5 protein-coding genes are annotated in these 8,524 nt (G+C 72.4%); 3 read left to right on the top strand and 2 right to left on the bottom strand.

Annotation, left to right across the window (positions count from 1 at the left end):
* Positions 1-432: 432 nt before the first annotated feature.
* Together ACGFZW_RS29200 and ptsP are read left to right on the top strand one after the other, a co-directional pair.
* On the top strand, positions 433-882 hold the full coding sequence (locus tag ACGFZW_RS29200; RefSeq protein WP_393896236.1) for a PTS glucose transporter subunit IIA: 450 nt from the start codon (positions 433-435) through the stop codon (positions 880-882).
* Between the two features lie 77 nt (positions 883-959).
* Positions 960-2,630 carry a phosphoenolpyruvate--protein phosphotransferase gene (gene ptsP, locus ACGFZW_RS29195; RefSeq protein ID WP_393896235.1) on the top strand — a complete coding sequence of 557 codons (1,671 nt, stop codon included), beginning with the start codon at positions 960-962 and terminating at the stop codon, positions 2,628-2,630.
* A 116-nt stretch (positions 2,631-2,746) separates the two neighbouring features.
* Here the strand turns inward: ptsP and ACGFZW_RS29190 are convergent, their stop codons facing one another.
* Positions 2,747-3,661, bottom strand: coding sequence for a hypothetical protein (locus tag ACGFZW_RS29190; protein ID WP_393896234.1), 915 nt, complete (start codon positions 3,659-3,661; stop codon positions 2,747-2,749).
* 101 nt (positions 3,662-3,762) lie between these two features.
* On the bottom strand, positions 3,763-5,802 hold the full coding sequence (locus ACGFZW_RS29185) for an acetoacetate--CoA ligase (protein WP_393896233.1): 2,040 nt from the start codon (positions 5,800-5,802) through the stop codon (positions 3,763-3,765).
* A 311-nt stretch (positions 5,803-6,113) separates the two neighbouring features.
* Here ACGFZW_RS29185 and ACGFZW_RS29180 point away from each other — a divergent pair, with 311 nt between their 5' ends.
* Entirely contained in the window at positions 6,114-8,516 is a 2,403-nt protein-coding gene (locus ACGFZW_RS29180; RefSeq protein WP_393896232.1) for a glycoside hydrolase family 31 protein, read from the top strand.
* The last annotated feature ends 8 nt before the right edge of the window (positions 8,517-8,524 follow it).

Below are 8,524 nucleotides of genomic sequence, written 5' to 3'. Positions count from 1 at the left end.
TCTGGCGTTGACTTTTGGCACGCTGTTGAGTTCTCAAGGAACGGACGCTTCCTTTGTGCCTGTTTCACCAGGCTCTCCGGGCGCTTCCCTTCGGTGTTTCACACTCTATCAGGCCTTTTCGCTCCTCCGAACCGCCGCTTTTCTGTAGACATACAGAAAGGCACGCGTTCGAGAATCTCGATCAAGACTCTGATGGGGTGCCGCCCACTCTCGCCTTCCGCAGTAATTTGCGGTCTGACTGTCCGGGGCAGGTGTCAGACAGTACAGCTCGGCTGTGGGCGAGGCAAATCGATTCGGCGGAGCTCGGGGGCCTTCGGCCGGTGTCGCTCATGCGGAACCGTCAGTTCTTATGACTTACGCTTCTGAACGGTGCGCTGTCCAGGACAGGTAGTGACGGCGGCCTGATAGATCTCCACCCCTGGGAGGCTTCCCATGACCACCGTGACGTCCCCGCTCGCCGGACGCGCCATCGGACTCGCGGCTGTGCCCGATCCGGTGTTCTCCGGAGCAATGGTGGGTCCCGGTACCGCCATCGATCCGGTCCGTGAGCCGTCCGAGGCCGTTGCGCCCGTTGACGGCGTTGTCGTTTCACTGCACCCTCATGCCTTCGTGGTCGTCGACGCGGCCGGCCATGGAGTGCTGACGCACCTCGGCATCGACACCGTTCAGCTCAACGGCGAAGGCTTCCAGCTCCTCGTCAACAAGGGCGACACGGTGCAGCGGGGCCAGGCGGTCGTGCGCTGGAACCCGGCCGCGGTCGAGGAGGCCGGCAAGTCACCGGTGTGCCCCGTCGTCGCGCTGGAGGCCACCGCCGACTCGCTCGCCGATGTGCGTGAGGACGGCGACATCAAGTCGGGCGACTCGCTCTTCACCTGGCAGTAGCCGGGCGCCGTTCCTGACGGCAGGTACGACATCCACCGCGGCGGCACGGACCGCCGCATCAACCGGAGACGGGTGAAATGGAGACAACGCTGCGAGGCGTCGGCGTGAGCCACGGCGTGGCCATCGGCGAGGTGCGCCACATGGGCACGGCGGTTCTCGAACCGCCGGCCAAGCAGATCCCGGCCGAAGAGGCGGAGCGCGAACAGGGGCGCGCCCGCCAGGCCGTGGAAGCCGTGGCCGCCGACTTGATCGCGCGGGGGAATCTGGCGGGTGGCGAGGCACAGGCCGTGCTCGAGGCCCAGGCCATGATGGCGCAGGACCCTGAGCTGATGGCCGACGTCGAGCGGCGGATCGCTGTCGGCAGCACCGCCGAGCGCGGTGTCTACGACGCGTTCGCGGCCTACCGGGCGCTGCTGGCAGGTGCCGGTGAGTACCTCGCCGGGCGGGTCGCCGACCTCGATGACGTGCGGAACCGGATCGTCGCCCGGCTGCTGGGCGTGCCGATGCCGGGTGTGCCGGACAGTGACGAGCCGTATGTGCTGATCGCCCGCGATCTGGCGCCGGCCGACACGGCACTGCTGGATCCCGCGCTGGTGCTCGGGTTCGTGACCGAGGAGGGCGGGCCGACCAGCCACAGCGCGATTCTGGCGCGTGCGCTGGGTGTGCCGGCCGTCGTCGCCCTGCCCGGTGCGGGTGAGCTCGTCGAGGGCACGGTGATCGCGGTGGACGGCAGCACCGGTGAGATCTTCGTCGAGCCCGGTGCCGACAAGCGGGCGTCGCTGGAGCAGGCCGCGGCGGCGCGCAAGGCCGCGCTGGCCGCGTCGTCCGGTCCCGGCGCGACCTCCGACGGGCACAAGGTGCCGCTGCTGGCGAACATCGGCGGGCCGGCGGATGTGCCGGCCGCGGTCGACGCCGGTGCCGAGGGCGTCGGTCTCTTCCGGACCGAGTTCCTCTTCCTGGACGACAGCGAGAAGGCGCCGTCCGAGGACAAGCAGGTCGACGCGTACCGCAAGGTGCTGGAGGCCTTTCCCGAGGGCCGGGTCGTGGTGCGGGTGCTGGACGCCGGTGCCGACAAGCCGCTGGACTTCCTGACCCCGGGCGATGAGCCCAACCCGGCGCTGGGTGTGCGGGGTCTGCGGACGCTGCTCGACCACCCGGACGTGCTGCGCACGCAGCTCACGGCGCTGTCGAAGGCCGCCGAGGGGCTGCCGGTCTACCTCGAGGTCATGGCCCCGATGGTGGCGGACCGGATCGACGCCAAGGCGTTCGCGGATGCCTGCCGGGACGCCGGGCTCGAGGCGAAGTTCGGCGCGATGGTGGAGATTCCGTCCGCCGCGCTGCGCGCCCGCTCGATCCTGCAGGAGGTGGAGTTCCTGTCGTTGGGCACCAACGACCTGGCGCAGTACACCTTCGCCGCGGACCGCCAGGTGGGTGCCGTCTCGCGTCTGCAGGATCCGTGGCAGCCGGCGCTGCTGGACCTCGTGGCGGCTTCGGCTGAGGCCGCGAAGGCCGAGGGCAAGAGCTGTGGCGTCTGTGGCGAGGCTGCCTCCGATCCGCTGTTGGCGTGTGTGCTGACCGGGCTCGGGGTCACCAGCCTGTCGATGGGTGCGGCGTCGATTCCCTACGTCCGCTCGACGCTGTCGAAGCACACGCTGGCGCAGTGCGAGCGTGCGGCGTCCGCGGCGCGTGCGGCGGACACCGCCGAGGACGCGCGGGCTGCCGCGCAGGCGGTGCTTTCCGGGGAGTGATCCCGCGCGGCGCCCGTGCGTCGCTGGAGATTTGATGGCCGTCCCGCCCTTTGTGGCGGGGCGGCCATTTGCCTTTGTGCGCTGACCTGCGCGGATGGTGCCTGCGGCGCAGGTGGTCAGCGGTGGCGGTGTTCCTCCGTCGGGGGTGTGAGGGTGAGTCCGGGGGCGTAGTCGACGCCGTGCTCGGGTGGGATCGGTTCGCCGGTTTCAGCGTCCGTGCAGTAGGCGGTGAAGACCTCGGCCGCGGTGAGCGGGCAGGGCCAGCTGTCCCGCAGGGACCAGCCGCGGACGGTGTCGTGGGTGCCGGCGGTGGTGCCCTCGGCGGTGGTGCGGGAGACGATGCCGCCCGGTGTGCGCAAGGCGAGGCCGGTGGCGAGGACGGTGCAGAAGACCAGGGTGGTGGCTTCGGAGAGCTGGAGGCGGCCGCCGTCGCTGCTGGTGGCGTGCAGGATGGCCAGGAGGGACGGCTCACCCGCCGGGATGCTGCACACCAGGTGGTGAGTTCCCTCGCCGAGAGCTTCGAGGAGTTGCCTGAGGACGTGGGTGGCGCGGGCGAAGGCGGCGTGTGCGAGGTCCTCGCCGCAGTCCTCGCAGGTGCCGGCGCGGGCCAGAAGGGCGGAGGCGCGCTCCCAGTTGGCCTGGCGGTCGGCTTCTTCGACGAGTAAGGGCAGGAGCTGCTTCAGCGGCTCGCCGGCGTACGGCAGGGTGGCGCCGGTGCAGGCCACTTCGGCGGTGTAGCGGGTGCGGCTGTCGGGGCGGTCGGGGTCGAGGGCGAGGTCGGCGCAGTAGTCCTCGTAGGCGGCCGGGTCGAAGAGGCTGAGGGTGGTGAGGACGCCCTCGGAGGCGAGGGTGCTCAGCAGGGCCTCCATCTCCTGGAGGTAACTGCGGTGGTCGTCGAACGGGAAGGTGCGGTAGCGGCGCATCGCCGCGAAGTCCCGCTCGTCGGCCAGGACGGCGGCGGTGCTGGGGACTTCGCGGCGCAGGGTGCGGCGGGCGCGGGCCTGGTCGGTGGGCCGGGATGCGGATGTCATGACTCCCCCTCAGTGAGATGCTCTGCATCGAACGTCACTTGTCACTGAGAGTAATCACGGGGTCTGACAACGGCGGTCCCGGCCGGGCGGTCAGGGGGCTGTCATGGCCGCCCGGATGAGCCTTCCTTGGCGCGGTCGTCGGCGATGCGCTCGTAGAAGCGGAGCAGTTCCAGGTTGTCGACGGAGCCGGGGTTGACGGCCTTTTCGAGGGGCGTGCCCTGGAGGAGGCGTTTGACGGGGACCTCGATCCGCTTGCCGGTCAGGGTGTGCGGCACTCCGGGGGCCTCGATGATGTCGTCGGGGACGTGGCGGGGCGAGAGCTGCTCGCGGATGGTCCGCTTGATGCGGTCGCGGAGGGCGTCGTCGAGAGTGGCGTCGGGGGCGAGGTGGACGAAGAGGGGCATCCAGTAGCCGCCGTCGGGGAGTTCGAGGCCGATGACGAGGGATTCGCGGATCTCGGGGAGCCGTTCGACCGCCTCGTAGATGTCGGCGGACCCCATGCGCACGCCCTGGCGGTTGAGGGTGGAGTCGGAGCGGCCGTGGATGACGACGCTGCCGCGGGAGGTGACGGTGATCCAGTCGCCGTGCCGCCAGACGCCGGGGTACATGTCGAAGTAGCTGTCGTGGTAGCGGCTGCCGTCGGGGTCGTTCCAGAAGCGGATGGGCATCGAGGGCATCGGGTTGGTGACGACGAGTTCGCCGACCTCCTCGATGACGGGTTCGCCCTGGGGGTCCCATGCCTGCAGGTCGGTGCCGAGACACGGGGCCTGGAGTTCGCCGATGTGGACGGGGAGGGTGGGGACGGCGCCCGCGAAGCAGCTGCAGACGTCCGTGCCGCCGCTGACGGAGGCCGTCCACAGGTCGGCGCCGCCCTCGGCGAAGCTGTCGTGCAGCCAGCGGAAGCCGTCCGGTGGGAGCGGGGAGCCGGTGGTGGCGACGCAGGTGATGGCGGAGAGATCGAGGTCGCGGGCCGGGTGGATGCCGGCCTTGCGGCAGGCCATGACGTAGGCGGCGGAGGTGCCGAAGACGGTGGCGCGGGTGGTTTCGGCGACCCGCCACTGGGCGGCGATGTCGGGGTGGCCGGGGCTGCCGTCGTAGAGCACGATCGTGGAGCCCACCAGGAGGCCGGCGACGAGGAAGTTCCACATCATCCAGCCGGTGGAGGTGTACCAGAAGAAGCGGTCGTCGGGGCCGAGGTCGCAGTGCAGGCCGGTCTGCTTGAGGTGTTCGAGCAGGATGCCGCCCTGGGACTGGACGATGGCCTTGGGCAGGCCGGTGGTCCCGGAGGAGTACAGGACCCACAGCGGGTGGTCGAAGGGGACCTGTTCGAAGACCGGTTCGATGTCCTGGGAGGTCAGGTCCGACCAGTTCAGGGCGCCTTCGGGGGCCGGGGTGCCGAGCAGCGGGATGTGGACGACGGCGCGGAGCGTGGGAAGTTCCGCGCGGAGTTCGGTGACGGTGTCGCGGCGGTCGTGTTCCTTGCCGCCGTAGCGGTAGCCGTCGACGGTGAACAGGACGACCGGTTCGATCTGCTGGAAGCGGTCCAGCACGCTGCGGGCGCCGAAGTCGGGGGCGCAGGAGGTCCATACGGCACCCACCGCGGCGGTGGCGAGGAGGGCGACGACGGCCTGCGGGATGTTCGGGACGTAGCCGCTGACGCGGTCGCCGGGGCGGACGCCGAGGCGGCGGAGTTCGGCGGCCAGCGCGCCGACCTGGGAGCGGAGGGTGGCCCAGGTGACGGGGGTGGGCTCGTGGGTCTCGTCCACGTAGAGCAGCGCCGGGGTGTCGGCGCGCGCCGGGTCCTCCGCGGCGCGCAGGGCGTGCTCGGCGTAGTTGAGGGTGGCGCCGGGGAACCAGCGGGCGCCGGGCATCGCGCGGTCGGCGAGCACGGTGTCGTAGGGGGTGGTGAAGCGGACGTCGAACCATGCGGCGGTGGCTTCCCAGAAGCGGGACAGCTCGTCGACGGACCAGCGGTGCAGGGCGGCGTAGCTCGCGGCGGGGTCGCCGGGGACGGGGGCCGGTGCGCCGTGGTGCTCCGCGGCCCAGGCGTGGAAGCGGGTGACCTGTGCGCCGGCGATGCGGTCCTGGCCGGGCTGCCAGAGGGGCTCCGGCCGGTCGTCGGACTGCGGTGCGGTGGTCATGATGCGGCTCCCGGGCGGTACGCGTCGTGTGCGTCGGGCGCGCACAGCGGTGGTTCCCCGGCGTGGCGAGGGTGTGCGCGTGACACGGCTTGGCAGGACGATGCCATGTGATCGTCTTGTGCACCAGGGTGGGCCCCCCACATTCGGGGGGTGGCGGATGTGGTGCGGCCACGGGGTGCGGGCCGCGGGAGCCGGTTTCGGACATTGTCGGGCGCCGGGGTGACCGGCGGGTGGCCGGACCTGCCGCACAACAGGTGAACGGCAGTTGAACGGAGCCCGATCGCGGCGATGTCGATGGCAGGCTGACCGGCATGGACGGGCGGGATCTGGTGCGGTCGGTACAGATGGTCAGGGCGGTGGGCACGGCGCAGGGGCTGCGGTCCGTGCGGGCGGCGTGGCAGCGGCGGAGAGCGGACGCGCTGGCTCTGCCGCGGCAGGGTGCGGAGCGGGCGCGGGTACCGGGAACCGCGAGCGGCGCCGAGTCGCAGCCCGGGGGCGGCGTGGTCCACTTCGCGCGGTCGTCGCTGCGGGTGCGGGTGGCGTCGGGCGGCGCGGTGTTCTGCGGCTGGGACGGTGCCGGGCCGGAGCCGTCGTACGCGCTGGCGGCCTGTCCCGAGGTCGACAACAGGGCGGTGCTGGAGCCGGACCGGGAGGGCGGTTGGCGGGTCGTCTCCGAGCGGGTGACGGTGGCAGTGTCGCGGTTCGGCGCGGTGGAGGTGCGTACGCCCGGTGGGGTGGTGCTGCGGCGGGAGCTGCCGCCGCGCTGGTGGGACCGTACGGACGAGGTGCCGACCGGGGACGGCGCCGGTGGTGGGGCAGCTCCCGAGGAGGGTCCAGGGTCGCGGTGGGTGCAGCGCTCGGAGGTGGCGGCCGACGCGCGGTTCTTCGGTCTGGGTGGCCGTTCCCGCGGTCCGCGACTCCGCGACGGCTCGTACCGCCTGTGGAACTCCGCTCCGGACGGCGTCGCGGCGCCGGAGGAGGATCCGGCGTCCCTGACGATGCCGGTGCAGCTGGTGGTGGCCGACGCCGGGACGCATCTGATCTTCCATGACAACTCCTGGGACGGCCGGGTGGTGCTGCGTGAGGGGACGGAGGGCGCCGGCTCCGGGCACGACCGGCCCGGCACCTGCGAGGTGCGGATGGACGGCGGGCCGCTGCGCTACTGGGTGCTGGCCGGGACCCCGGCGCGGGTGCTGCTGGGCTGGACGGCGCTGACCGGGGCACCCGCGCTGCCGCCCCGGTGGGCGCTGGGTCCGCAGCACGCTCTCGGGGGCTCGGGTGGTGAGGAGGAGGTGCGCCGGGCGGTCGCGGGTTACCGGGAGCACGGACTGCCGCTGTCCGCCGTCCACCTGGGCGCCGGTCATCACGACGGGCGCCGGGCCTTCAGCGTCGATCGGAACCGCTTTCCCGATCTGCCGGGTCTGGCGGAGGAGTTGCGGGCCGACGGGGTGCGGATGGTGTCGGTCGTGGAGCCGGCGGTGCGGGCGCGGACCGGTGACGCGGTGTACGACGGCGGGGCCGCGGCCGAGGTGTTCGTGCGGGACGCGCGGGGGCGGGAGGTGCGCGGTGTGGTCGGGCCCGGTGAGTCGGTGTTCCCCGATTTCACCGACGCGCGGGTGCGCAAGTGGTGGGGCGGGCTCTACGCGGAGCGGCTGGCGCAGGGGTTCGCCGGTGTCTGGCACGACCGGAACGAGCCGGTGTCCTGTGCGGCGTTCGGTGAGGCGACCCTGCCGCGGTCGGCCCGGCACGCGCTGGAGGGCCGGGGCGGTGACCACCGGGAGGCGCACAACCTCTACGGCCTGACGATGGCGCGGGCCGCCTACGAAGGCTGGGGTGAAGTGCGGCCTGCGGAGCGGCCGTTCCTCTTCTCGCGGTCGGGCTGGGCGGGCCTGCAGCGGTACGGGGGCGCCTGGTCGGGGAAGGTGGCATCGGGCTGGCCCGGGCTGCGGGCGGCACTGTCGCAGGTGCTGGGCCTGGGGTTGTGCGGGGTGCCTTACAGCGGTCCCGATGTCGGCGGGGGGTGTGCGGCACCGTCCCCGGAGCTCTATCTGCGGTGGTTCCAGCTGGGCGCTCATCTTCCGCTGTTCCGTACGCATACGGCGTTCCGGGCGGGGCGGCGGGAGCCGTGGGAGTTCGGGCCGGAGGTGCTGGAGCACGCGCGTGCGGCCTTGCGCGAGCGGGCCCGGCTGCTGCCGTACTTCGACACCCTGGGGCAGTTGGCGCGGCTGACGGGCGCGCCGTACGTCCGGCCGGTGTGGTGGAACTCGCCGCGGGACCGGGCGCTGCGGAACTGCGAGGACGCCTTTCTCCTGGGGGACGCGCTGCTGGTTGCGCCGGTGCTGGAGTCGGGGGCGACGCGACGGGCGGTGCGGTTGCCGCGCGGGCGGTGGTACGACACCGCGACCGGGCAGGTCCACGAGGGGCCGGGGCAGGTGGTGGTCGACGCGCCGTTGTCGCGAATACCCGTGCTGGCGCGGGCCGGTGCAGTGCTGCCGGTGGTGGGCGCGGACGGCGGCACGGAGTTGGAGGTGTGGGCGCCGGCCGCGGGGCGGCGGGGCGGCGGTCTGGTGGTGCCGGACGCCGGCGACGGGTGGCGTCGGCCCGATGTACGGCGTTACACCGCGCAGTGGGAGGGGGACCGGGTGGTCGTGGCGCGGCAGGACGGGGGCGCGGTGGAGTATCCGGTGCGGGTCCGGGGGATATCGGGCGCCTGACGCGCGTC

Source organism: Streptomyces sp. NPDC048248 (genome assembly GCF_043201875.1).
Classification (GTDB): domain Bacteria; phylum Actinomycetota; class Actinomycetes; order Streptomycetales; family Streptomycetaceae; genus Streptomyces.
This window is presented reverse-complemented; position numbering and strand designations above follow the sequence as displayed.